9 protein-coding genes are annotated in these 25,151 nt (G+C 75.4%); all 9 read left to right on the top strand.

From position 1 onward, the window contains the following. The first annotated feature begins 19 nt into the window (after positions 1-19). The 9 genes from ACYP53_RS24825 (at position 20) to ddaH (ending at position 25,028) form a co-directional block, all read left to right on the top strand. On the top strand, positions 20-4,459 hold the full coding sequence (locus ACYP53_RS24825; RefSeq protein WP_459649021.1) for an amino acid adenylation domain-containing protein: 4,440 nt from the start codon (positions 20-22) through the stop codon (positions 4,457-4,459). Between the two features lie 9 nt (positions 4,460-4,468). Further along, a complete protein-coding gene (locus tag ACYP53_RS24820; protein WP_189922085.1) occupies positions 4,469-6,202 on the top strand; it encodes a non-ribosomal peptide synthetase in 1,734 nt (577 codons plus the stop codon). A 7-nt stretch (positions 6,203-6,209) separates the two neighbouring features. Continuing rightward, positions 6,210-6,995 (top strand): thioesterase II family protein, encoded by a 786-nt coding sequence (locus tag ACYP53_RS24815; protein ID WP_459649020.1) that lies wholly within the window; start codon positions 6,210-6,212, stop codon positions 6,993-6,995. After that, positions 6,989-8,173, top strand: coding sequence for a cytochrome P450 (locus ACYP53_RS24810; RefSeq protein WP_459649019.1), 1,185 nt, complete (start codon positions 6,989-6,991; stop codon positions 8,171-8,173). Before ACYP53_RS24815 ends, ACYP53_RS24810 begins: the two co-directional genes overlap by 7 nt. Before the next feature lie 130 nt (positions 8,174-8,303). Further along, positions 8,304-8,516 carry an MbtH family protein gene (locus tag ACYP53_RS24805; protein ID WP_189922088.1) on the top strand — a complete coding sequence of 71 codons (213 nt, stop codon included), beginning with the start codon at positions 8,304-8,306 and terminating at the stop codon, positions 8,514-8,516. 8 nt (positions 8,517-8,524) lie between these two features. Beyond that, positions 8,525-9,520: a TauD/TfdA family dioxygenase gene (locus tag ACYP53_RS24800; protein WP_459649018.1), complete on the top strand. Its 996-nt coding sequence runs from the start codon at positions 8,525-8,527 to the stop codon at positions 9,518-9,520. 70 nt (positions 9,521-9,590) lie between these two features. Next, positions 9,591-22,847, top strand: a complete 13,257-nt coding sequence (locus ACYP53_RS24795; RefSeq protein ID WP_459649017.1) for a non-ribosomal peptide synthetase — start codon at positions 9,591-9,593, stop codon at positions 22,845-22,847. Between the two features lie 5 nt (positions 22,848-22,852). Then, positions 22,853-24,148, top strand: a complete 1,296-nt coding sequence (locus ACYP53_RS24790; RefSeq protein ID WP_459649016.1) for an MFS transporter — start codon at positions 22,853-22,855, stop codon at positions 24,146-24,148. A gap of 67 nt (positions 24,149-24,215) precedes the next feature. After that, positions 24,216-25,028: a dimethylargininase gene (ddaH, locus tag ACYP53_RS24785; RefSeq protein WP_459649015.1), complete on the top strand. Its 813-nt coding sequence runs from the start codon at positions 24,216-24,218 to the stop codon at positions 25,026-25,028. Positions 25,029-25,151: the final 123 nt, after the last annotated feature.

Below are 25,151 nucleotides of genomic sequence, written 5' to 3'. Positions count from 1 at the left end.
ACAGGAAGGGAACGAGGCCGTGCGCCCGTCCGACCACCCGGCGCGCACCGCGCCCGTCTCGGGGCTGCAGCGCGGCCTCTGGTTCCTCGACCGCCTCGACCCGAAGGCCGTCACCTACTGCACCCCCTGGACCGTCGAGGTCACCGGCCCGCTCGACCTCGGACTGCTCCAGGGCGCGCTGGACGCCGTGACGGCCCGGCACGAGGTGCTGCGCACCACCTTCGCCCTGCACCCGGACGGCCCCCGCCAGGAGGTGCACCACGCCCTGCGGGTGCCGCTCGCGGTGACCGACCTGCGTCCCTCGGCGGGCGTCGGCCTGGAAGAGCGGCTGGAGGAGCTGCTGGCGGCCCGCTGCGCCGAGCCCTTCGACCTGGCCACCGGCCCGCTGCTGCGGGCCGAGGCCTTCCGGCTGGCGGACGAGCGCACCACCGTGCTGTTCACCGTCCACCACATCGTCTGGGACGGCTGGTCCGCCGAGGTCTTCGGCCGCGAACTCGCCGAACTGTACGGCGCCGCGGTGGCGGGCCGGGAGGCCGTGCTGCCGGAGCTGACCGTGCAGTACGCCGACGACGTGCGGGAGCGGCTCGGCACCTCCTACGAGGACCACCTGACCTACTGGAAGGAGCAGCTGGACGGCGCGCCCGGCCTGCTGGAGCTGCCCACCGACCGGCCCCGGCCCGCCGAGCGCGGCGCGGCCGGCGGCACCGAGGGCTTCGGCCTGGCCCCCGGGACGGCGGCCCGGGTCCGCGACCTGGCCGAGGCGGAGGGCGTCACCCCGTTCACCGTCCAGCTGGCGGCCTTCGCCCTGCTGCTGAACCGCTGGACCGGCGCCGACGACCTGGTGATCGGCACCCCGGTCACCACCCGCGACCGCCCCGAACTGGAGCACCTGCTCGGCTACTTCGTCAACCTGCTGCCGCTGCGGCTGCGGCTCTCGCCGACCCAGACCTTCCGGGGCCTGCTGGAGCACGTCCAGGACGTCGCCTTCGACGCCTACGGCTACCTCGACGTGCCCTTCGACCAGCTGGTCGACCACCTCGGCGCCGCCCGTACCGCGCAGCACCCGCCGCTGGTCCAGGTGGTGTTCGGCGCCCACGGCGAGGACCGCACCCCGTTCGCGCTCGGCCCGGCCACCGCGGAGAGCCGGGTCCGCTCCAACGGCACCAGCAAGTTCGACCTCACCTGGTCCCTCTTCGACGGCGGTGACGGCGGTGAGCTGCGCGGCGAGGCCGAGTACCGCAGCGAGCTGTTCGACCCGGGGACCGTCCGGCGCCTCGCCGCCGAGTTCGACGCCCTGCTCGGCGCGGCCCTGGCCGAGCCCGACGCCACCGTGCTGCGGCTGACCACCAGGAGCGACGACGGGCCCCGCGCCACCGACACCCCCGGCCACTGCCTGCACCACCTGTTCGAGCGGGCCGCCGACGCCCACCCGGACCGGCCCGCCGTCAGCGACCAGGACCGCACCCTGAGCTACGCCGAACTCGACCGCCGGGCCAACCGCCTCGCGCACGCCCTGCGGGCCCGCGGCGCCGGCCCCGGCGACCGGATCGGCATGCTGCTGGACCGCACCGCCGACGTCCTGGTCACCGTCCTCGGCGTGCTCAAGACCGGCGCCGCGTACGTGCCCGTCGACCTGGCCGCCCCCGCCGACCGCGCCGCGCTCGTCTTCGGCGACACGGACGTCACCCTGGTGGTCACCGACCGCGCCGACCGGGTGCCCGAAGGCCCCTGGCAGGCCTACGACCTGGGCGCCGAGGCCGCCGACCTGGCCGCCCGGCCGGACACCCGCCCGCCCGCCGCCGGCCGGCCCGGCGACGTCGCCTACGTCATCTTCACCTCCGGCTCCACCGGCCGCCCCAAGGGCGTCGCCGTCGCCCACGAGCACGTCAGCCGGCTCATGGCGGACGGCGAGCGGCACTTCGGCTTCGGCCCGGAGGAGACCTGGACGCTCTTCCACAGCTACGCCTTCGACTGGACGGTCTGGGAGATGTGGGGTGCGCTGCTGCACGGCGCCCGGCTGGTCGTCGTCCCGTACGTGACCAGCCGCTCGCCGGAGGAGTTCGCCCAGCTGCTGGAGGAGGAGCGGGTCTCCTACCTCTGCCTCACCCCCTCGGCGCTGCGCCAGCTGGAGCCCGTGCTGCGCCGCAGCCCGCGCGCCCTGCCCGCGCTGAAGTGGATCATGCTCGGCGGGGAGGCGCTGGACCCGGCCGTCGTCCAGCGCTGGTTCGAGCTCGACCCGCCGCCCCCGGCCCGGCTCTGCAACCTGTACGGCATCACCGAGACCACCGTCCACGTCACCACCCACGACCTGGCCGGCAGCGAGGGCTTCGAACGCAGCCTGATCGGCGCGCCCATGCCGCACCTGACCGCGCAGGTCCTCGACGACTGGCTGCGGCCCTGCCCGCCCGGTGCGGCCGGCGAGCTGTACATCGGCGGCGGCAGCCTCGCCCACGGCTACTGGGGCCGCCCCGGCCTCACCGCCGGCCGCTTCGTCGCCGACCCCTACGGCCCGCCCGGGTCCCGGCTCTACCGCACCGGCGACGTCGCCCGCCGGCTGCCCGGCGGCGGGCTGGAGTACATCGGCCGCGCCGACTTCCAGGTCAAGCTGCGCGGCTTCCGGATCGAGCTCGGCGAGATCGAGAACGCCCTCGCCGCCCACCCGGACGTGGACGCCTGCGTGGTCACCGTGCACGAGGACCGCCTCGCCGCGTACGTCACCGGGCGCGAACCCGCCGACGTCCGCGCCTTCCTCGGCCGCTCGCTGCCCCCGTACATGGTCCCGGCGAGCTACACCGTGCTGGAGTCGCTGCCGCTCACCGTCAACGGCAAGGTGGACCGGGCCGCGCTGCCCGCGCCCGGCCAGCGCAGCACGGCCACCGGCGGCCGCCACGTCGAGCCGCGCACCCCGGAGGAGGAGGCCTTCGCCGCCGTCTGGACGGAGGTCCTCGGGGTCGACGGCATCGGCGTCCACGACGACTTCTTCCACCTCGGCGGGGACTCCATCCGGGCCGTCCAGCTGGCCGGCGCGCTGCACGAGCGCGGCTGGGGGGTGAGCCTGCGGGACGTCTTCGACGCCCCCACCGTCGCCGCCCTGCTGCCGCTGGCCAAACCCGTCGCCGGGGGAGCGGAGGCCCGCGAGCCCTTCGCCCTGATCACCCCGGAGGACCGCGCCGACCTGCCGCCCGGCCTCGCTGACGCCTACCCGATGGTGTCCATGCAGCTCTCCATGGTCTTCCACATGGAGATCGCCGGCGGCACCGACAGCTACCACAACGTCAACTCCTACCGGATCTCCGGCGACCTCGACGAACCGGCCTTCCGCCGCTCCGTCGCCGAGGCGATGGACCGGCACGCGGTGCTGCGCACCGGCCTCGACCTGTCCGGCTACGGCGAACCGCTGCAACTCGTCCACGGCCGGCTGCCCGCCCCCGTCGAGTTCGCCGACCTGCGCGGCGAACTGGACCAGGACACGGCCGTCCGGGAGGTCTTCGACGCCCACCGGCTGACCCCCTTCGACCTCACCGCGCCGCCGCTGTTCCGGATCACCGTGCAGCGCCTCGCCGACGACGTCTTCCAGCTCACCGTCTCCGAGCACCACGCGATCCTGGACGGCTGGAGCTTCACCTCGCTGCTCACCGAGATCCTGGAGCGCCACACCGCCCTCGCCGCCGACCCGCTCGGCGCCCCCACCCCGCCGCCGCGCACCGCCTTCCGCGACTTCGTGGCCGTCGAACGGGAGGCCGCCCGGGACGAGCGCTCGCTGGTGTACTGGCGCGAGCGGCTGTCCGGCGCCAGCGGCCAGCTGTTCCCCGGCAGTGAGGACGTGCACGAGCTGTCGCGCACTGTCGAGCGGGTGCTGCCCGAGGCGCCCGGACAGCTGCGGCTGGTCGCCGAGGCGCTCGCCGTCCCGGTCAAGTCGGTCGCGCTCGCCGCCCACCTGCACGCCCTCGCCGCGATCACCGGGCGCTCCCGGGTCACCACCGGCCTGGCCGTCAACGGCCGGCTGGAACGGCTCGGCGGCACCGAGGTGTACGGGCTGTTCCTCAACACCGTCCCGCTGAGCTGCGAGCCCACCGACGACCTGCTGGCGCTGGCCCGCGAGGTGCACCGGGAGGAGCTCGACATGCTGCCGCACCGCAGGGTGCCCTTCGCCCGCCTCGCCCGGCTGATGACCGACACCGCGCTGGACACCCAGTTCGGCTTCCTGCGCTTCCACGCCCTGGGCCGGCTCAGCTCGGCCCGCATCGTGGACGGCCGGATCGGCTGCGAGCCGACCCTGCGCCACGAACCCAACAGCTTCGCCTTCGGCGCCTCGCTGATCCAGGACCCGGTCTCGCAGCGCGTGCTGCTCGCCGTGGACCACCAGCGCTCCCTGGTCACCGACCGCACCGCCGAACAGTTCATCGACACCTACACGGCCGCCCTGCACGCCATGGCCGCCGCCGCCCGAGACCTCTGAGGACCCGCCATGACCGACCTGCTGCAGCGCCTGCGCGACACCGTCGCCGCCCACCCCGAGCGCACCGCCGTCCTCGCCGGCGCCGACCGCCTCGACTTCGCCGCCCTCGACCGCCGCACCGCCGCCCTGGCCCGCGCCCTGCGCGCCCTCGGCGTCGGCCGCGGCGACCGGGTCGGCGTCCACCTCGGCCGCACCGCCGACCTGCCGGTCGCCCTGCTCGCCGTCTGGCGGGCCGGCGCCGCCTACGTCCCGCTCGACCCGGCCTACCCCGCCGAGCGGCTCGCCTTCATGGCCTCCGACGCCCGCCTCACCGCCCTGATCAGCGCCGACGGCCTGCCGGCCGCCGAGGGCGTGCCGGTGCTGCGCCCGGACGCCGCCGCCGACGGGCCCGAGCTGCCCGAGCGGACGGACCCGCTCGACCCGGCCTACGTCATCTACACCTCCGGCTCCACCGGCCGCCCCAAGGGCGTCGAGGTGCCGCGCGGCGCCGTCGCCGGACTGATCGAGGGGCTGGAGGCCACCGGCGCCTTCCGCGCCGAGCCCGGCGTGGTCGGCTGGAACGCCAGCATCTCCTTCGACGCCTCCGTCCCGCAGTGGACCAGGATCTGCCGCGGCGACACCGTCCTGGTCATCGGCGACGAGCACCGCGCCGACCCGGCACGGCTGGCCGCCCTGCTGACCGAACACGCCGTCACCGACTTCGACCTGACCCCCTCGCACTGGGAGCTGCTGCGCGAGCCGCTGGCCGGCGCCCGGGTGCCCCGGCTCTTCATGGGCGGCGAGGCCGTCCCCGAGCGCACCTGGCGGGAACTGGCCGACGGCGGCATCGACGCCCTCAACCTGTACGGGCCCACCGAGTGCACCGTCGAGGCCGTCACCGCGCCGATCAGCGGCCCCGGGCCGCACCTGGGCGCGCCGATGCCCGGCGTGGTCCTCCACCTGCTCGACGAGAAGCTCGCCCCGGTCCCCGACGGCGTGGTCGGCGAGCTGTACCTGGCCGGGCCCGGGCTCGCCCACGGCTACGTCGGCCGGCCCGGACTGACCGCCGAACGCTTCGTCGCCGACCCGTCCGGCGGGCCGGGCGCCCGGATGTACCGCACCGGCGACCAGGCCCGGCGCGGCCAGGGCGGCCTGCTGGAGTACGTCGGCCGGGTGGACCGCCAGGTCAAGCTGCGCGGCTTCCGGATCGAGCTGGGCGAGGTCGAGCACGCGCTGGGCCGGCTGGACGGCGTCCAGGCCGCCGCCGTCACCGTGTACGAGCCGGCCCCTGGCGACCGCAGGCTGGCCGGCTACGTCACCGGCGCCGTCACCCCCGCCGAGCTGACCGAGCGGCTGCGGGCCACCGTGCCCGCCCACCTGGTGCCCTCGGTGATCACCGTGCTGGACGCCATGCCGCTCACCCCCAACGGCAAGGTCGACCTGGCGGCGCTGCCCGTCCCGGCCGCCGCCGAGGAGGCGGAGCCGCAGGAGGCCACCGGCCTGGCCGGCCAGGTCGCCGAGGTCTGGAGCACCGTCCTCGGCGTGTCCGGCCTGGTGCCCACCGACGACTTCTTCTCGCTCGGCGGCCACTCCCTCGCCGCCCTGCGGGTCGTCCACCTGCTGCGCCGCCGGCTCGGCATCGAGCTGCAGCTGCGCCACCTGCTCGACTCGGCCGACCTGGCCGCCTTCACCGCCACCGTCGAGGGGGCCACCCGGGCCGGCACCGCCGCCCCCCGGCCCGCCCTGACCGCCCGGGCCCGGTGAGCGGCGGATGACCACCGCCACCCGGGTCCGGCCCCGGGTCGAGGGGGACTGGCTGTTCGTCCCCGTGCCCCAACCGCGGGCCCCGTTCCGGCTGTTCTGCTTCCCGCACGCCGGGGGCGACGCCACCGCCTACACCCCGCTGGCCCGCGCCCTCGCCCCCGCCGCCGAGGTCTGGGCGGTGCGCCCGCCCGCCCGCGGCGGCCGCCTCGCCCACCCGATGCCCGCCAGCTTCGACCTGCTGGTCGACGCCGTCGTGGAAGCCCTCACCCCGCACCTGACCGGGCGGTTCGGCTTCTACGGGCAGAGCTTCGGCGCCCTGCTGGCCTACGAGGCGGCCCGGGCCCTGCCCGCCGAGCGGCGGCCCGAGCTGGTCGTCGCCGCCTCCGCCTCGCCGCCGGCCGCCTGGGCCGGGCGGGACCGCCCCCGGCACACCGCCGACGACCTGCTGCGGCTGGCCGGCATGGGCGAACTCGTCGAGGGCGAAGCGGACCTGAAGGAACACGCGCTGCGCGGCATCCGCACCGACCTGGACGTGGTCGCCACCTACCGGCCGCGCCCCCACCCGCCGATCGGCTCCCACCTGCACACCGTCGTCGGCGTCGAGGACCCGCTCCTCGCCGCCGGCGGGCTCGAAGGCTGGGCCGTCCACACCCGCGGCGACTCCGGCCACCACGTCGTCCCCGGCGGCCACCTGCTCGCCACCGTCGACGGGCCCGGCCCGGTCGACCTCCTGACCTCGCTCATCGCGCGGCCCGGCGCCGCCACCCAGTCCACGACGGAGTTCTCATGCTGACCACCACCGCGGTCGACCTCACCGACCCCGACCTCTGGGCCCGCCCCGACACCCCCGGCCTGATCGCCGAACTGCGCCGGGAGGCCGCCGTCCACCGCACCGACACCGTCGACGACGGGCCGGTCTGGTCGGTGCTCTCCTACCGCCACTCCGCGCAGGTGCTGCGCGACGCCGCCCTCTACAGCTCCGAGCAGGGCTCGCTGCTCGGCGCCGGCGAGGGCAACGTCCCGGTCGGCTCCGGCCGGATGATGGCCCTCACCGACCCGCCCCGGCACCGCGAACTCCGCGCCCCCGCCAACCCGTTCTTCGGCCCCGGCCCGGTGCGCGGTGCCGCCCCCGGCATCACCGGCCTCGCCACCGCGATCGTCGACAAGGCCGTCGAACTGGGCGAGGTCAACCTCGTCGACGCCGTCTCCGCCCTCCCGCTGTCCGTCATGTGCGACCTCCTGGACGTCCCCGAGCAGGACCGCGAGATGGTCGAACGGGTCTGCGACGTCGCGTTCCTCGGCAACACCCCCGAGGAGCGCCGGGCCGGCCACCAGCAGCTCATCCCGTACCTGCTGCACCAGGTGATGCTGCGCCGGATGAACCCGAAGGACGACCTGATCAGCAAGATGGCGACCTACCGGGTCGGCGGCAAGCTGCTGCCGGTCGAGGACGTCGTGCTCAACCTGGACAACATCGTGGTCGGCGGCGTCCAGACGGTCCGCCACACCGCCGCCATGGGCCTCTACACCCTCACCCAGAACCCGGAACTGTGGCGGAAGCTGCAGCGGGGCGAGGTCGGCATGGACTCGGCCCTGGACGAACTCCTGCGCTGGACCTCGGTCGGGCTGCACACCCTGCGCACCGCGAGCCGGGACACCGAACTCGACGGCCACACCATCCGGCGCGGCGACCGGGTCGCCGTCTGGGTGTGGTCCGCCAACCGGGACCCGGAGGCCTTCGACCGGCCCGAGGAGATCCTGCTCGACCGCAGCCCCAACAAGCACCTCGCCCTCGGCCTCGGCGCCCACTACTGCATCGGCGCACCGCTGGCCAAGGCCGAACTCGGCGCCCTGTTCACGGCGATGCTGGAACGCGTCGACACGATCGAGCCGACCGGCCCGGTCACCCACAACCGCTCGATCATCAACTTCGGCCTGGACCACTTCCCGGTCCGCCTGCTCCCGCGCTGACCGCCCGACGCGCTGACCGCCCCCCGACGGCGGCAGTCGCCCGCACCTTAACTGCCGCGTACCTGCCTCGCCTCCTGCCGTTACGGGCCCCGGGCCGCCCGTACCTTCGAATCAACCCAAGGAGGACACCATGAGCAACCCGTTCGAGGACGACAACGCCGGCTACCTGGTGCTGGCCAACGACGAGAACCAGCACTCCCTGTGGCCCGTCTGGATCGACGTGCCGGCCGGCTGGACCACCGTCCACGGCGAGGACACCCGCCAGGGCTGCCTCGACTACATCGAGGCCAACTGGACCGACATCAGGCCCGCGAGCCTGGTCGCCTCCCTCGCCCACCAGTGAGCGCCGCCATGCCGACCTGGGAACTGAACCCCGGCCGACCGGCCCTCGCCCACGCCCCGCGCACCGCCGACCTCGGCGAGGCCTGCGACTGGCTGCGGGAGAACGAGGCCGAGCTCACCGACGCCCTGCACCGCCACGGCACGATCTTCCTGCGCGGCCTGCCGGTCGCCAGCACCGAGGACGTCGCGGCCGTGCGCGACGTGCTCATCCCCGAGCGCACCCCCTACCGCGAGAAGGCCACCCCGCGCAGCGACTACGGCAACGGGGTCTTCTCCTCGACCGACCTGCCGCCGGCCCAGCCGATCCGGATGCACAACGAGAACAGCTACACCCTCACGTTCCCCGGCCGGCTGCTCTTCGCCTGCCTCACCGCCCCCGAGGAGGGCGGGGCCACCCCGACCGCCGACTGCCGCAAGGTGCTCGAGCACCTGCCGGCGCACCTGGTCGAGCGGGGGCGGACCTCCGGCTGGACGCTCACCCGCAACTACTCGGACTACGTCTCCCTCGGCTGGCGCACCGCCTTCGCCACCGAGGACCGGGCCGAGGTCGAGGCCTACTGCCGGGAGAACGGCATCACCTGCGAGTGGCGCCCCGACGGCAACCTGCGCACCAGCCAGCTGCGCCCCGCCACGATCCACCACCCGCGCACGGGTGAGGAGGTCTGGTTCAACCACCTCGCGTTCTGGAACGAGTGGTCGCTCGACCCCGACATCCACGAGGCGATGACCGAGGAGTTCGGCCCGGACGGCCTGCCGTTCAACACCGGATTCGGTGACGCCGAACCGCTCGGACGCGCCGACGTCGACGCCCTCAACGAGGCGTACCACGCCGCGACCGTCCGCGAGCGGTGGCAGGTCGGCGACGTGATGCTGGTCGACAACGTGCTCTGCGCGCACGGCCGGGACCCGTACCGCGGCGACCGCAGGATCGCCGTCTCGATGGGACAGCCGGTCGACGTCCTGGACTGCCGGCCCAGCGTCCGGCCGGACCTGGCCGCCGTCTGACGGCCGTCCGCGAGACCAGCCCCCACCACCCCGTGCCGTGTCGTGTCGTGTCGTGAGTAGAGGAAGCACCGTGATCCCGGTTTCGTACGCCCAACAGCGTCTCTGGCTGATCGACCAGATCGAGGGGCCGACCGCGCTGTACAACCTGCCGTTCGCCCTGCGCCTGCGCGGCGAGCTCGACACCGCCGCGCTGCGCGCCGCGACGGTGGACGTGGTCGCCCGGCACGAGGCCCTCCGCACGGTGTTCCCGGTGGTCGGGGGAGTCCCGGTGCAGCGGATCCTGCCCGCCGAGGAAGCGCGGCCGCGCTTCCAGGTGGTGGACCGCGCACCGGCCGACTACCCCGCCCACCGGGACGCGGCCGCCGCCGAGACCTTCGACCTGAGCCGCGAACTGCCCATCCGGGTCACGGTGTTCACCCTCTCCCCGACCGAGCACGTACTGCTGGTCGTGCTGCACCACATCGCCGGTGACGGCTGGTCGCTCGGCCCGCTGCTGCGCGACCTCGCCACCGCCTACCGGGCCCGGCTCACCGGCCGCGCCCCCGACTGGGAACCCCTGCCCGTCCAGTACGCCGACTACGCGCTCTGGCAGCGCGACCTGCTCGGCGACGAACACGACCCCGAGTCCCTGCTCGCCCGCCAACTCGACCACTGGCGCACCGCCCTGGCCGGCCTGCCGGAAGAACTGGAGCTGCCCACCGACCGACCCCGACCCCCCGCCCCCACCGGCGCCGCCGACTCCGTGGACCTGGCCTGGGGCACCGACCTGCACACCGCCCTGCTCGACCTCGCCCGCACCCACCGCACCACCCTGTTCACCGTCCTCCAGGCCGGCCTGGCCGCGCTGTTCACCCGGCTCGGCGCCGGCACCGACATCCCGCTCGGCACCGGCCTCGCCGGCCGCTCCGACGAGGCCCTGGACGACCTGGTCGGCTTCTTCGTGAATTCGCTGGTGCTGCGGGCCGACACGTCCGGAGACCCGAGCTTCGCCGAGCTGCTCGGCCGGGTCCGGGAAGCCCAGCTCGACGCCTTCGCCCACCAGGACATCCCCTTCGAGCGCCTGGTGGAGGAGCTCAACCCGCCCCGCGCGCTCGGCCGCCACCCGCTGTTCCAGACCCTGCTGGTCCTGCAGAACCACGGGCAGGACGCCGAACTCGACCTGCCCGGGCTGGAGTCCGCCACCGAGCCGATCGGCCTGCGGGTCGCCAAGTTCGACCTCAACATCGGCATCGCCGAACACCACGCCCCCGACGGCGCCCCCGCCGGGCTCACCGGCTCCATCGAGTACGCCGCCGACCTCTACGACCGCACCACCGTCGCCGCCCTGGCCGACCGGCTGGGCCGGCTGCTGGCCGGCGCCGCCGCCGCCCCGCACGCCCCGATCGGCACCCTCGACGTCCTCGCCCCCGAGGAGCGCACCCGCGTCCTCGTCGAGTGGAACGCCACCGAGGCCCCCCGCCGGACCGGCACCCTCGCCGAGTCCTTCGAGCGCCAGGCCGACCGCACCCCGGACGCCGTCGCCCTCGCCCACGACGGCGGCACCGTCTCCTACGCGGAACTCGACGCCCGCGCCAACCGCCTCGCCCACCACCTGACCACCCTCGGCGTCGGCACCGAGACCCCCGTCGCGATGCTGATGGAACGCTCCGTCGACGTCGTCGTCGCCACCCTGGCGATCCTCAAGGCCGGCGGCTGGTACGTCCCCATGCACCCCGGCCTGCCGCCCGAGCGGATGGCCGACGTGCTCGCCGACACCGGCGCCCCCGTCCTGCTCACCGACCGGGCCGACCCCGGCTTCCCGCACGCGGCCGCGGTGGTCCGCCCCGGCGACGAGGCCGGCGCCCCCGACCACCGCCCCGGCCTGCCCGTCCACCCGGACCAGCTCGCCTACGCGATGTTCACCTCCGGCTCCACCGGGCGCCCCAAGGGCGTCGCCGTGCGCCACCGCGACGTCCTCGACCTCGCCGCCGACCGGCGCTGGCAGGACGGCCGCCACCGGCGGGTCCTGCTGCACTCCCCGCACGCCTTCGACGCCGCCACCTACGAGATCTGGACGCCCCTGCTGGCCGGCGGCACCGTCGTGGTCGCCCCGCCCGGGGCCCTCGACGCCGCCGCCCTGCACGCCGTCACCACCCGGCACGAGGTCACCGCGGTCTTCCTCACCAAGGCCCTGTTCGACCTCGTCGCCGAGCAGGCCCCGGAGACCTTCGCCGCCCTGCGGACCGTCTGCACCGGCGGCGAGGCCGCCTCCGGCGTGCTGCTGCGCCGCGTCCTGGACGCCTGCCCCGACCTGCTGCTCGCCCACGTCTACGGCCCCACCGAGACCACCACCTTCGCCACCCACCACCCGCTCACCGCCGCCGACCTGGCGGGCCCCCGGGTCCCGATCGGCGGCCCGCTCGACAACATGCGCTGCCACGTCCTGGACGCCCGGCTGCGGCCCGTTCCGCCCGGGGTGCCCGGCGAGCTGTACATCGCCGGGGCCGGCCTGGCCCGCGGCTACCTCAACCGGCCCGGCCTGACCGCCGAGCGCTTCGTCGCCTGCCCGTACGCGCCCGGCGAGCGGATGTACCGCACCGGGGACCTGGTACGGCTGCGCGCCGACGGCGCGGTGGAGTTCCTCGGCCGGATCGACGGCCAGGTCAAACTGCGCGGCTTCCGGATCGAACTCGGCGAGATCGAGGCGGCGCTCTCCCGCCACCCCGCCGTCCGCCAGGTCATCGTGATCGCCCGCGAGGACCGGCCCGGCGACCTCCGGCTGGTCGCCTACTGCACCGCCGACCCCTCGCTCACCGCGGACGGGCTGCGCTCCTTCGCCGGCACCACCCTGCCCGGCTACATGGTCCCCGCCGCCGTCGTCCTCCTCGACGCGCTGCCGCTCAACAACAACGGCAAGGTCGACCGCCGGGCCCTGCCCGCCCCCGACCTCGCCGCCGACGGCGACGGCCGCGCCCCGCGGGACGAGCGCGAACGCGCCCTGTGCGAGCTGTTCGGCGAGCTGCTCGGCATCGACGACATCACCATCGACGACGACTTCTTCGCGCTCGGCGGCCACTCCCTGCTCGCCACCCGGCTCACCGGGCGGGCCCGCACCGACCTCGGCGTCGAACTCTCCATCGGCGACCTCTTCCAGGCGCCGACCGTCGCCGGACTGGTCGAGCGGCTCGCCGACCGCGACCCCGGCGCCACCGGCCCGGCCCGCCCGGCGCTGCGGCCCGCCGCCCGGCCCGAGCGGGTGCCGCTCTCCTTCGCCCAGCGCCGGCTCTGGTTCCTCGACCGGGCCGACGGCCCCTCGGCCACCTACAACGTCACCCTCGCCCTGCGGCTGACCGGCCCGCTCGACGCCACCGCCCTGGCGGCCGCCCTCGGCGACGTCGTGCACCGGCACGAGGCGCTGCGCACCGTCTTCGGCGAGCAGGACGGCACTCCGTACCAGCGCGTCCTGGACGCCCCCGACGGCGGCCTGCTCACCGTCACCGACCGGCCCACGGACGAGCTCGCCGGGCACACCTTCGACCTCGCCGCGGACCTCCCGGTCCACGCCTACCTGCGGCCCGAGGGCGCCGAGGAGCACGTGCTGGTCCTGGTGGTCCACCACATCGCGGGGGACGGCGCCTCGCTGGGCCCGCTCTACCGCGACCTCGCCGAGGCCTACGCGGCCCGCCGCGACGGCGCGGCCCCGCGGTGGGAGCCGCTGCCCGTCCAGTACGCCGACTACGCGCTCTGGCAGCACGAGCTGCTCGGCGACGAGGACGACCCGGAGAGCCCGCTCGCCCGCCAGCTCGACCACTGGCGCGAGGCGCTGGCCGGCGCCCCCGAGGAGCTGCCGCTGCCGGTCGACCGCCCCCGCCCGCCGGTCGCCTCGCACCGCGGTGCGATCGTCCCGCTGGAGTTCGACGCGGACCTGCACACCCGGCTGACCGCGCTCGCCGCCGAGCACGGCGTCACCCTCTTCATGGTCCTGCGGGCCGCGTACGCCACCCTGCTGCACCGCTTCGGCGCGGGCACCGACCTGCCCATCGGCACCCCGCTGGCCGGCCGCCTCGACGAGGCGACGCACGAGCTGGTCGGCTTCTTCGCCAACACCCTGGTGCTGCGCACCGACCTGTCCGGCCGCCCCGGCTTCGCCGAGCTGCTGGGCCGGATCCGGGAGAGCGACCCGGCCGCCCACGCCCACCAGGACGTGCCCTTCGAGCGGCTGGTCGAGGAGCTGAACCCGACCCGGTCGACCGCCTGCACCCCGCTGTTCCAGGTGATGATCGCCTTCGCGGGCGCCGCCGAGGACGGCCCGGCCTTCCCCGGGGTGACGGTGACGGAGGAGCCGGTCGACTTCGGCACCGCGACCTTCGACCTGACGCTGCGGCTGGTCGAGCGCCAGGGCGAGGACGGCGCCGCCGCGGGCCTGGCCGGAGTCCTGGAGTACGCCACCGACCTCTTCGACCGGGAGACCGGCGAACGGCTGGCCGCCGCCCTGGAGTCGATCCTGCGCCAGGTCGCGGACGACCCCGCCCGGCCGGTCGCCGAGCTGGACGTGCTGTCGGCGCGGGAGCGGGCCGAGGCCGCGGGCGGCCACACCCCGCTGCCGGAGGAGGTGCCGCTGGTGCCGGCCGCGTTCGAGGCGCAGGCCGCCGCGACGCCGGACGCCGTGGCCCTGGTCTGCGGCGAACTCTCCCTGACGTATGCGGAGTTGAACGTCCGGGCGAACCGGCTGGCGCACCGGCTGATCGCGGGGGGTGTCGGCCCCGAGTCCGTGGTGGCGCTGGCCCTGCCGCGCTCGGCGGAGACGGTGGTGGCGATCCTGGCGGTGCTCAAGGCCGGCGGCGCCTACCTGCCGCTGGACGCCGAGTACCCGGCCGACCGCACCGCCGACACCCTGGCGCAGGCGGGCCCGGCGCTGGTGCTGACCGACGGGCGCTGGCCGCTGCCCGAGGTCCTCGACGGGCACCCGGTGCTCGACCTCGCCGAGGGCGGGGCCTTCGCGGAGACGGACCCGGCCCCGCGTTCGTCCGCCGAGGACGCCGCGTACGTGATCTTCACTTCCGGTTCGACCGGGCGCCCCAAGGGTGTGGTGGTCCAGCACGGCAGTATCGCCGCGCTGTTGGCCGCTCACCGGACGGGTGTGATGGCCGGTGTCTCCCGGCAGCGGGTGGCGCTCACCGCCTCGCTCTGCTTCGACGCCTCCTGGGACGGTCTGCTCTGGCTGGTCGCCGGGCACGAGCTGCACCTGATCGGCGGTGAGACCCGGCGCGACGCCCGGGCGCTGGTCGGCCACGTACGGGAGCGCGGCATCGGTGTGCTGGAGGTGACGCCGTCGTACGCCGAGCAGTTGATCGAGGAGGGGTTGCTGGAGGAGCCCGCGCCCGCCCTGGTGCTGCTCGGCGGCGAGGCCGTCGGCCAGGCCCTCTGGACCCGGCTGCGCGAGGCGCCGGGCACCGCGGCCCACAACCTGTACGGCCCGACGGAGTGCACGGTCGACGCGCTGACCCACCCGCTGGACGCGACCGAGCGGCCGGTTCTGGGCCGTACGGTCGCGGGTACCCGGGGCTACGTGCTGGACGAGTACCTCAACCCGGTCCCGGTCGGGGTGCCGGGGGAGCTGTACCTGGCGGGTGCCGGTCTGGCCCGCGGCTACCTGGCCCGGCCGGGCCTGACCGCCGAGCGCTTCCTCGCCTGCCCCTTCGAGCCCGGGGCGCGGATGTACCGCACCGGGGACCTGGTCCGCCGTACCCGTGACGGGGGGCTGGAGTACCTGGGCCGCACCGATCACCAGGTCAAGATCCGCGGCTTCCGGATCGAACTCGGCGAGATCGAGCGCGCCCTGACCGCGCACCCGCGGGTCCTCCAGGCCGCCGTCCTGCCCGACGGGGACGGGCTGCGCCTGGTCGCCTACGTGGTCACCGACGGCCCGCTCGACCCGGCGGAGGCCCGGGCCACCGCCGCCCGGACACTGCCCGGCTACATGCTGCCCGCCGCGATCGTGGTACTGGACGCCCTGCCGCTGAACGCCAACGGCAAACTCGACCGGACCGCCCTCCCGGCACCGGACTTCGGCGCCCTCGCGGCGGGCCGGGCGGCGCGCACGCCGCAGGAGGAGATCCTCTGCGGGCTGTTCGCGGAGGTCCTCGGCCTCGACGGGATCGGCATCGACGACGACTTCTTCGACCTCGGCGGGCACTCGCTGCTGGCCACCAAGCTGCTCAGCCGGATCAGGGCGGCGCTCGGCGCCGAGCCGGGCATCCGGGACGTCTTCGAGGCGCCCACCGTGGCCGGACTGGCCGCCCGGCTGGACACCGGCTCGGACCGCCCGGCGCTGACCGCGGCCGGTGACCGGCCGGAGCGGGTGCCGCTCTCCTTCGCCCAGCAGCGGCTCTGGCTGATCGACCGGATGGAAGGCCCCAGCGCCCTCTACAACGCGCCGCTGGCGCTGCGCCTGGCCGGCGAACTGGACACCGCCGCCCTGGAGCTCGCCCTCGGCGACCTGCTCGCCCGGCACGAGAGCCTGCGCACCCTGATCGCCGAGGAGGACGGCACCCCGTACCAGCGGATACTGCCCGCCGACGAGGCCGCGCTCCCGTTCGACACCCTGGACCGCCCGGCCGCCGAGGTGGCCGCCACGGTCGCCGGACTGTGCCGCCGCGCCTTCGACCTGCGCACCGAACTCCCGGTCCGTGCCGCCCTGTTGACGGTCTCGGCGGAGGAGCACGTACTGGTCCTGGCGCTGCACCACATCGCCAGCGACGGCTGGTCCCTCGGCCCGCTGGTCCGCGACCTCACCTCCGCGTACGCGGCCCGCACCGGCGGCGCCGCCCCCGGCTGGGCGCCGCTGCCCGTCCAGTACGCCGACTACGCGCTCTGGCAGCGCGAACTGCTCGGCGAGGAGACCGATCCGGAGAGCCTGGCCGCCCGCCAGCTCGCCTACTGGCGCGAGACCCTGGCGGACCTCCCGGAGGAGGCCACGCTGCCGCTGGACCGCCCCCGCCCGCCGGTCGCCTCCCACCGCGGCGACCGGGTCGCGCTCAGCCTCGGCGCCGAGTGCCACCGCGAGCTGCTCGGGCTGTCCCGGGCCCACCGGGTGACGATGTTCATGACGCTGCAGGCGGCGCTCGCTGCGCTGCTGACCCGGCTCGGCGCGGGCACCGACGTCCCGATCGGCTCGGTGGTGGCCGGGCGCTCCGACGAAGCCCTGGACGACCTGGTCGGCTTCTTCGTCAACACCCTCGTGCTGCGCACCGACACCTCGGGCAACCCGAGCTTCGCCGACCTGCTCGGCCGGGCCCGGGAGACCGCCCTCGGCGCCTACGCCCACCAGGACATGCCCTTCGAACGGCTGGTGGAGGAGGTCAGGCCGACCCGCTCGCTGGCCCGCCACCCGCTGTTCCAGATCATGCTGGTGCTCCAGAGCAACGAGCAGGCCGAACCGTCGACGGCCGGCCTGCGGGTCGAGCCCCTGGCGGCGGCCACCGGCTCCGCCAAGTTCGACCTCAGCCTGATCGCCGAGGAGTCCTTCGGCCCCGACGGCGAACCCGCCGGGATCGACTGCGCCCTCGACTACGCCGTCGACCTGTTCGACCGGGAGACCGTCGAGGCGATCGCGGCCCGGCTCGGCCGGCTGCTGGCCGCGGTGGCCGCCCGGCCCGAGCTGCCGATCGGCCGGATCGAACTGCTCCCCGCCGAGGAGCGGGCCGCGCTGCCCACGGCCGGCCCCGCCCTGCCCGCCGGACTCCCACTGCTGCCCGCCGCCTTCGCCGCCCGGGCGGCCGAGACCCCGGAGGCCGTCGCCCTGGTCTGCGGCGACACCTCGCTCACCTTCGCCGAACTGAACGCCCGCGCCAACCGGCTCGCCCACCGCCTGCTGGCCGCCGGCGCGGGCCGGGAGTCGGTGGTCGCCCTCGCCCTGCCGCGCTCGGCGGAGACGGTGGTCGCCATGCTGGCCGTGCTCAAGGCCGGCGGCGCCTACCTGCCACTGGACGCCGAGTACCCGGCCGAGCGCACCGCCCACATGCTGGCGGACGCCCACCCGGCGCTCGCCCTCACCGACGGCCGCTGGCCGCTGCCCGAGGTGCTGGACGGACTGCGCACCCTGGACGTCACCGAGCCCTCCTCGGAGAGCGCCACCGACCCGCAGCGCTCCACCGACCCGCGGTGCGCCGTCGACCCGGGCGACGCCGCCTACGTCATCTACACCTCCGGCTCCACCGGCCGCCCCAAGGGCGTGGTCGTCCCGCACGGCGCCGTCGCCGCCCTGCTCGCCGCCCACCGGGCCGCCCTGATCCGGGGCACCGAGCAGGCCCACGGCCGGCAGCGGATCGCGCTCACCGCCTCGCTCTGCTTCGACGCCTCCCTGGAGCCCGTGCTCTGGATGTACGCCGGGCACGAGCTGCACCTGATCGGCGACGAGCTGCGCCGCGACCCGGCCGCCCTCGTGCGGCACACCGCCGCGGCGGGCATCGACGCCCTGCACCTCACCCCCTCCTACGCCGAGCAGCTGATCGAGGAGGGCCTGCTGGACGCACCCGCGCCGCGCCTGCTGCTGCTCGGCGGCGAGGCCGTCGGCCAGGCCCTGTGGCAGCGGCTGCGGGAGCACCCGGACACCGCGGGCCACAACTTCTACGGCCCGACCGAGGCCACCGTGTACGCGCTCACCCAGCCGCTCGACGCGGCGCGGCGCCCGGGGCTCGGCGGCCCGATCGCCGGCGTCGAGGCCCACGTCCTGGACGGGTACCTCAACCCGGTCCCGGTCGGGGTGCCGGGGGAGCTGTACCTGGCGGGCGCCGGTCTGGCCCGCGGCTACCTGGCGCGGCCTGGACTGACGGCGGAGCGCTTCGTCGCCTCGCCCTTCGAGCCCGGCGCGCGGATGTACCGCACCGGCGACCTGGCCCGGCGCACCCGGGAGGGCGGCGTGGAGTACCTGGGCCGCACCGACCACCAGGTGAAGATCCGCGGCTTCCGGGTCGAACTCGGCGAGATCGAGCAGGTGGTGGCGCGCCACCCCGCCGTCCGCCAGTGCGTGGTCACCGTACGGGAGAGCGACAGCGGCGACCGCCGGCTGGTCGGCTACTGCACGGTGGACCGGGAATCGCCCGAACTCGCCGCCGAGCTGCGCCGGTTCGCCGCCGAGTCGCTGCCCGGCTACATGGTGCCGGCCGCCGTCGTCCTGCTGGCCGCGCTGCCCCTGACCGGCAGCGGCAAGGTGGACCACCGGGCGCTGCCCGCACCGGACTTCGGCGCGCTCGCGGCGGGCCGGGCGGCGCGGACGCCGCAGGAGGAGATCCTCTGCGGGCTGTACGCGGAGGTGCTCGGACTGGAGGGCGTCGGCATCGACGACGACTTCTTCGACCTCGGCGGGCACTCGCTGCTGGCCACCAAGCTGCTCAGCCGGGTGCGGTCGGTGCTGGGCGCGGAGCTCGGCATCCGGGACGTCTTCGAGGCGCCGACGGTGGAGGGGCTGACCGCCCGGCTGGGCAGCGGCCCGGAGCGCCTGGCGCTGACCGCGGCCGCCGAGCGGCCGGAGCGGGTGCCGCTCTCCTTCGCCCAGCAGCGGCTCTGGCTGATCGACCGGATGGAGGGCCCCGGCGCCCTCTACAACCTGCCGCTCGTCCTGCGGGTGGCGGGGGAGCTGGACACCGCCGCCCTGGAGCTCGCGCTCGGCGACGTGGTGGCCCGGCACGAGAGCCTGCGCACCCTGATCGCCGAGGAGGACGGCAGCCCGTACCAGCGGATCCTGCCCGCCGGGCAGGCCCGCGTCCGCGTCGAGCTGCTGCCGCCCGGCACCGCGCCGGCGGGCTGCACGGCCCGGCCCTTCGACCTGGCCGCCGACCTCCCGGTCCGCGCCCACGTCATCCCGGCCCCGCCCGGCGAGCACCTGCTCGTCCTGGTCCTGCACCACATCGCCGGTGACGGCTGGTCGATGGGCCCGCTGCTGCGCGACCTCGCCGAGGCCTACGCGGCCCGCCGGGACGGCGCGGCCCCGCAGTGGGAGCCGCTGCCCGTCCAGTACGCCGACTACGCGCTCTGGCAGCGCGAGCTGCTCGGCGAGGAGAGCGACCCGGAGAGCCTGCTCGCCCGCCAGCTCGACCACTGGCGCCAGGCCCTGGCCGGTCTGCCCGAGGAACTGTCGCTGCCCGTCGACCGGCCGCGCCGCGCGGCCGCCAGCCACCGGGGCGAGCGGGTCGTCGTCCCGTACGGCGCCGAACTCCACCGCGCGATAGCCGAGTTGTCGCGCGAGCACCGGGTGACGATGTTCATGACCGTCCAGGCCGCGCTCGCCGCGCTGCTCACCCGGCTCGGCGCGGGCACCGACGTCCCGATCGGCTCGGTGGTGGCCGGGCGCTCCGACGAGGCCCTGGACGACCTGGTCGGCTTCTTCGTCAACACCGTGGTGCTGCGCACCGACACCTCCGGGAACCCGAGCTTCAGCGAGCTGCTGGCCCGCGTCCGGGAGACCCAGCTCGACGCCCACGCCCACCAGGACGTGCCCTTCGAGCGGCTGGTCGAGGAGCTGAACCCGGCCCGCTCGCTGGCCCGTCACCCGCTCTTCCAGGTGATGCTGCTGCTGGAGGGCCGGGGGGAGTCGGCACCGCTGGCCCCGGCCGGTCTGGACGCCCGGGTCGAGTCCTCCGACGGGACGGTCGCCAAGTTCGACCTGAGCGTCGGCCTCGGCGAGTCCTTCGACGCGGACGGCGCGCCCGCCGGCCTGGAGTGCGCGATCGACTTCGCGACGGACCTCTTCGACCGGGAGACCGTCGAGGCGATCGCCGTCCGGCTCGGCCGGCTGCTGGCGGCGGTGGCCGCCCGGCCGGAGCTGCCGATCGGCCGCATCGAACTCCTCTCGGCACAGGAGCCCGTCACGCTGCCCGCGGCCGGGGCCGCCCTGCCGGAGCGGGTGCCGCTGGTGCCCGCCGCGTTCGAGGCGCAGGCCGCCGCGACGCCGGACGCCGTGGCCCTGGTCTGCGGTGAACTCTCCCTGACGTATGCGGAGTTGAACGTCCGGGCGAACCGGCTGGCGCACCGGCTGATCGCGGGGGGTGTCGGCCCCGAGTCCGTGGTGGCGCTGGCCCTGCCGCGCTCGGCGGAGTCGGTGGTGGCGATCCTGGCGGTGCTCAAGGCGGGCGGCGCCTACCTGCCGCTGGACGCCGACCACCCGGCCGACCGCACCGCCCGCACCCTCGCCGACGCGGCCCCCGCCCTCGTCCTCACCGGGGACGACTGGCCGCACCCCGAGGCGCTGGCCGGACTGCCGACCCTGGCGGTCGCCGGGGCGAGCGGCCCGGAGACGAACCCGACGGCGCGTGCCTCCGCCGAGGACGCCGCGTATGTGATTTTCACTTCCGGGTCGACCGGGCGTCCCAAGGGTGTGGTGGTCCAGCACGGCAGTATCGCCGCGCTGTTGGCCGCTCACCGGACGGGTGTGATGGCCGGGGTGGATCGGCAGCGGGTGGCGTTGACGGCTTCGCTCTGCTTCGACGCCTCCTGGGACGGTCTGCTCTGGCTGGTGGCCGGGCACGAGCTGCACCTGATCGGCGGTGAGACCCGGCGCGACGCCCGGGCGCTGGTCGGCCATGTGCGGGAGCGCGGGATCGGTGTGCTGGAGGTGACGCCTTCCTACGCCGAGCAGTTGATCGAGGAGGGGTTGCTGGAGGAGCCCGCGCCCGCCCTGGTGCTGCTCGGTGGCGAGGCCGTCGGCCAGGCGCTCTGGACCCGGCTGCGCGAGGCGCCGGCCACCGCGGCCCACAACCTGTACGGTCCGACCGAGTGCACCGTCGACGCGCTGACCCACCCGCTGGACGCGACCGAGCGGCCGGTCCTGGGCCGTACGGTCGCGGGCACCCGGGGCTACGTGCTGGACGAGTACCTCAACCCCGTCCCCGTCGGGGTACCGGGGGAGTTGTACCTGGCGGGTGCCGGTCTGGCCCGCGGCTACCTGGCCCGACCGGCCCTGACCGCCGAGCGCTTCCTCGCCTGCCCCTTCGAGCCCGGGGCGCGGATGTACCGCACCGGGGACCTGGTGCGCCGCACCCGTGACGGGGAGCTGGAGTACCTGGGCCGTACCGACCACCAGGTCAAGATCCGCGGCTTCCGGATCGAACTCGGCGAGATCGAACACGTGCTGACGCTCCACCCGGAGGTGACCGCCGCCGCCGTGCTGCCCGACGGGGACGGGCTGCGCCTGGTCGCCTACGTGGTCACCGACGGCCCGCTCGACCCGGTCGAACTGCGCGCCTTCGCCGCCGGCCACCTGCCCGGCTACATGCTGCCCGCCGCCGTCGTCCCGCTGGCCGCGCTGCCGCTCACCGGCAGCGGCAAACTGGACCGCGCGGCGCTGCCCGCACCGGACTTCGGGCAGCTCAGCGGCGGCCGCGCCGCCCGGACGCCGCGGGAGGAGATCCTCTGCGCGCTGTTCGCGGAGGTCCTCGGCCTGGAGACCGTCGGCATCGACGACGACTTCTTCGACCTCGGCGGCCACTCCCTGCTCGCCATGAAACTGCTCGCCCGCATCCGCGCCACCCTCGGCGCGGACCCGGGCATGCGGGCCCTGTTCGAGGCGCCCACCGTGGCCGGGCTGGCCCGCCTGCTCGACCGGGGCCCGGCCGCCGACGCCCTGGACGTCCTGCTGCCGCTGCGCACCGGCGGCGACCGGGCCCCGCTGTTCTGCGTCCACCCGGCGGCCGGCATCAGCTGGGTCTACTCCGGGCTGCTGCGCCACCTCGGCCCCGATCAGCCGGTGTACGGCCTCCAGGCCCGCGGCCTGCGCGGCGGCGCCCCGGCGAGCGTCGCCGAGATCGCCGAGGACTACGTGCGGCAGATCCGCGCCGTGCGCCCCGACGGCCCGTACCACCTGCTGGGCTGGTCCTTCGGGGCCGTGGTCGCCCAGGAGATGGCGGTGCGGCTGCGCGCCGAGGGCGCCGAGGTCGGCCTGCTGGCCCTGCTGGACGGCGCCCCGGCGGTCCGTACCGCCGCCGCCCCGATCGTCGAACCCGCCGACACCCTGGACGAGTTGCTGCGCTCGCTCGGCCACGACCCGGCCGACGACCGCGGCCTGGCGAGCCTGAAGGCCGTGCTCGGCGAGGCCGTGGCGGTGCTGCCCGAGGTCTTCGACCGGCACCGCAAGCTGATGGCCGAACACGTGCCGGACCGCTACCGGGGGGACGCCGTCTTCTTCGGGGCGACCACCGGCAAGCCCGCGGACTGGCCGTACGAACAGGCCTGGCGCCCTTACCTGGACGGCCCGGTCGAGACCCACCGCCTCGCCTGCGCCCACGGTGAGCTGACCCAGCCGGAACCCCTCGCACGGATCGCCGCCGTGCTGACCGAGAAGCTCGGAGCGTGACCGCGATGACCACCACCGTCCCGATCGAATCCCCGGCGCCGCCGGAGCGGCCGCGCGGCCGCTGGGGCCTGTGGGCCCAGGGGGACTTCCGCCGGCTCTGGCTCGGCGAGACCACCAGCACCCTCGGCACGGCGGTCGGCAGCGTGGCGCTGTCCCTGGTGGCCGTCGTCACCCTGGGTGCCGGCCCGCTCGCGGTCGGCGTGGTCAACGCCGCCGCCTGGCTGCCCTGGCTGTTCCTCGGCCTGCCGGCCGGCGCCTGGGTGGACCGCTGGCCCCGGCTGCGGGTGATGCTGGTCTGCGACCTGCTGCTGCTCGTGTTCTTCGGCAGCGTGCCGGTGGCCGGCTGGCTGGGGGTGCTCTCCCTCGCCCAGCTGGTCGTGGTGGCCCTGCTGACCGGCGCGGTGAAGGTGTTCTTCTCCACCGCGTACGGCGCGGTGCTGCCCACCCTGGTGGCCAAGGCCGACCTGCTGGAGGCCAACGTCAAACTGCGCTCCGGGGCCTCGGCGGCGGACATCGCCGGCCCGGGCGTGGCCGGTCTGCTCTCCCAGGCCTTCGGCGCCGCCAGCGGAATGCTCGTCGACTCGCTCACCTACCTGGTGTCGGCGGTCTGCCTGCGGCGGATCAGGACCGAGGAGCACCCCCCGCCGGTGTCCGAGCGGCGCGGCATCCAGCGCGAGATCGGCGAGGGCGTCCGGTTCCTGCTGCGCGACCCGTACCTGCGTACCTTCGCCTGCTTCGCCGCGATCGGCAACCTCGGCCTGAACGGCATCCAGGCCGTGCAGACCGTCTTCCTGGTGCGCACCGTGGGGATCGAACCCGGCGCGGTGGGCGGGGTGTTCGCCCTGGTGAGCGTCGGCGGACTGGCCGGGGCGATGCTGGCCGGGCGGATCGCCCGCCGGCTGGGCACCGCCCGCGCCCTGCTGGTCTGCGAGCTGGTGGTCGCCCCCTTCATCCTGCTGCTGCCGCTCGCGGGCGAGCGGCTGCCGCTCCTGGTCTCCGCGCTCGCCTGGGCCGTCGCGGTCTGCGGCGTGGTGGCGGGCAACGTGCTGGCCGGCAGCTTCTCCCAGGCCTACTGCCCGCCGGAGCTGATCGGCCGGATCCGGGCCAGCTCCGCGACCGTCAACTACAGCGCGATCCCGGTGGGCGCCCTGCTCGGCGGCTGGCTCGGCGAGGTGATCGGCGCCCGCGCCACCATCTGGCTGATGGCGGGCGTGCTGCTCTCGGCCGGCCTGCTGCTGCTGGCCAGCCCGCTGCGCGGCCTGCGCGACTTCCCCACCCGGCCGTCCACCCCGGCCGCCTGACCCCGTCCTTGTGCACGTCCGCTTCCCGCACCGCCGCTTCCCGCACCGCCCCGACTTGGAGGACCCGATGACCCGCACCGCCCGTCCGCGCCGCTACCTGATGTGCCGTCCGGACCACTTCGACGTCACCTACGCGATCAACCCCTGGATGGACCCGGCCAAGCCGGTCGACACCGACCTCGCCGTCGCCCAGTGGGAGCGGCTGTACGCCCTGTACGCCGAACTCGGCCACCAGGTCGAGCTGATCGAGCCGCTGCCCGGCCTGCCCGACATGGTCTACGCGGCCAACGGCGCCACCGTGGTGGACGGCCGGGTGCTCGGGGCGCGCTTCCGCAACGCCGAGCGGGCCGCCGAGGGCCCCGCCTACCTGGACTGGTTCCGCGACCGGGGCTTCGCGACGCACGACCCGGAGTTCGTCAACGAGGGCGAGGGGGACCTGCTGCTGACCGCGAGCTTCGTGCTGGCCGGCCGGGGCTTCCGCAGCGTGGCCGAAGGGCACGCCGAGGCGCAGGAGTTCTTCGGCCGCCCGGTGGTCGGGCTGGAGCTGGTCGACCCGCGCTTCTACCACCTGGACACCGCGCTGTCGGTGCTCGACGGCGACGAGATCATGTACTACCCGGAGGCCTTCTCGCCCGGCAGCCGGACGGTGCTGCGCCGGCTCTTCCCGGACGCCCTGCTGGTGGACGAGGCGGACGCCGAGGTGTTCGGTCTCAACGCGGTGAGCGACGGCCTGCACGTGGTGCTGCCGGAGGCGGCCGTGGGCCTGGCGGCGCGGCTGCGGGAGCGCGGGTTCCGGCCGATCGGGATGGACCTGAGCGAGCTGCTCAAGGGCGGGGGCAGCGTCAAGTGCTGCACCCTGGAGATCCGCGGGGCGGCCTGATCACCGCCCGGTGATCAGCGGTGCTCCGCCGTAGATCGGCCGTTGACCGGCCCCCGCAAGACTGGTGCCACACCACGAAGGACACCTTCCCTCCACAGGGAAGCCACCGAAGGAGCACCAGAG

The organism is Kitasatospora sp. Ki12 (assembly GCF_054601375.1).
Note: the sequence above shows the minus strand (reverse complement) of the source record. Positions and strands in the feature narration are given on the sequence as shown.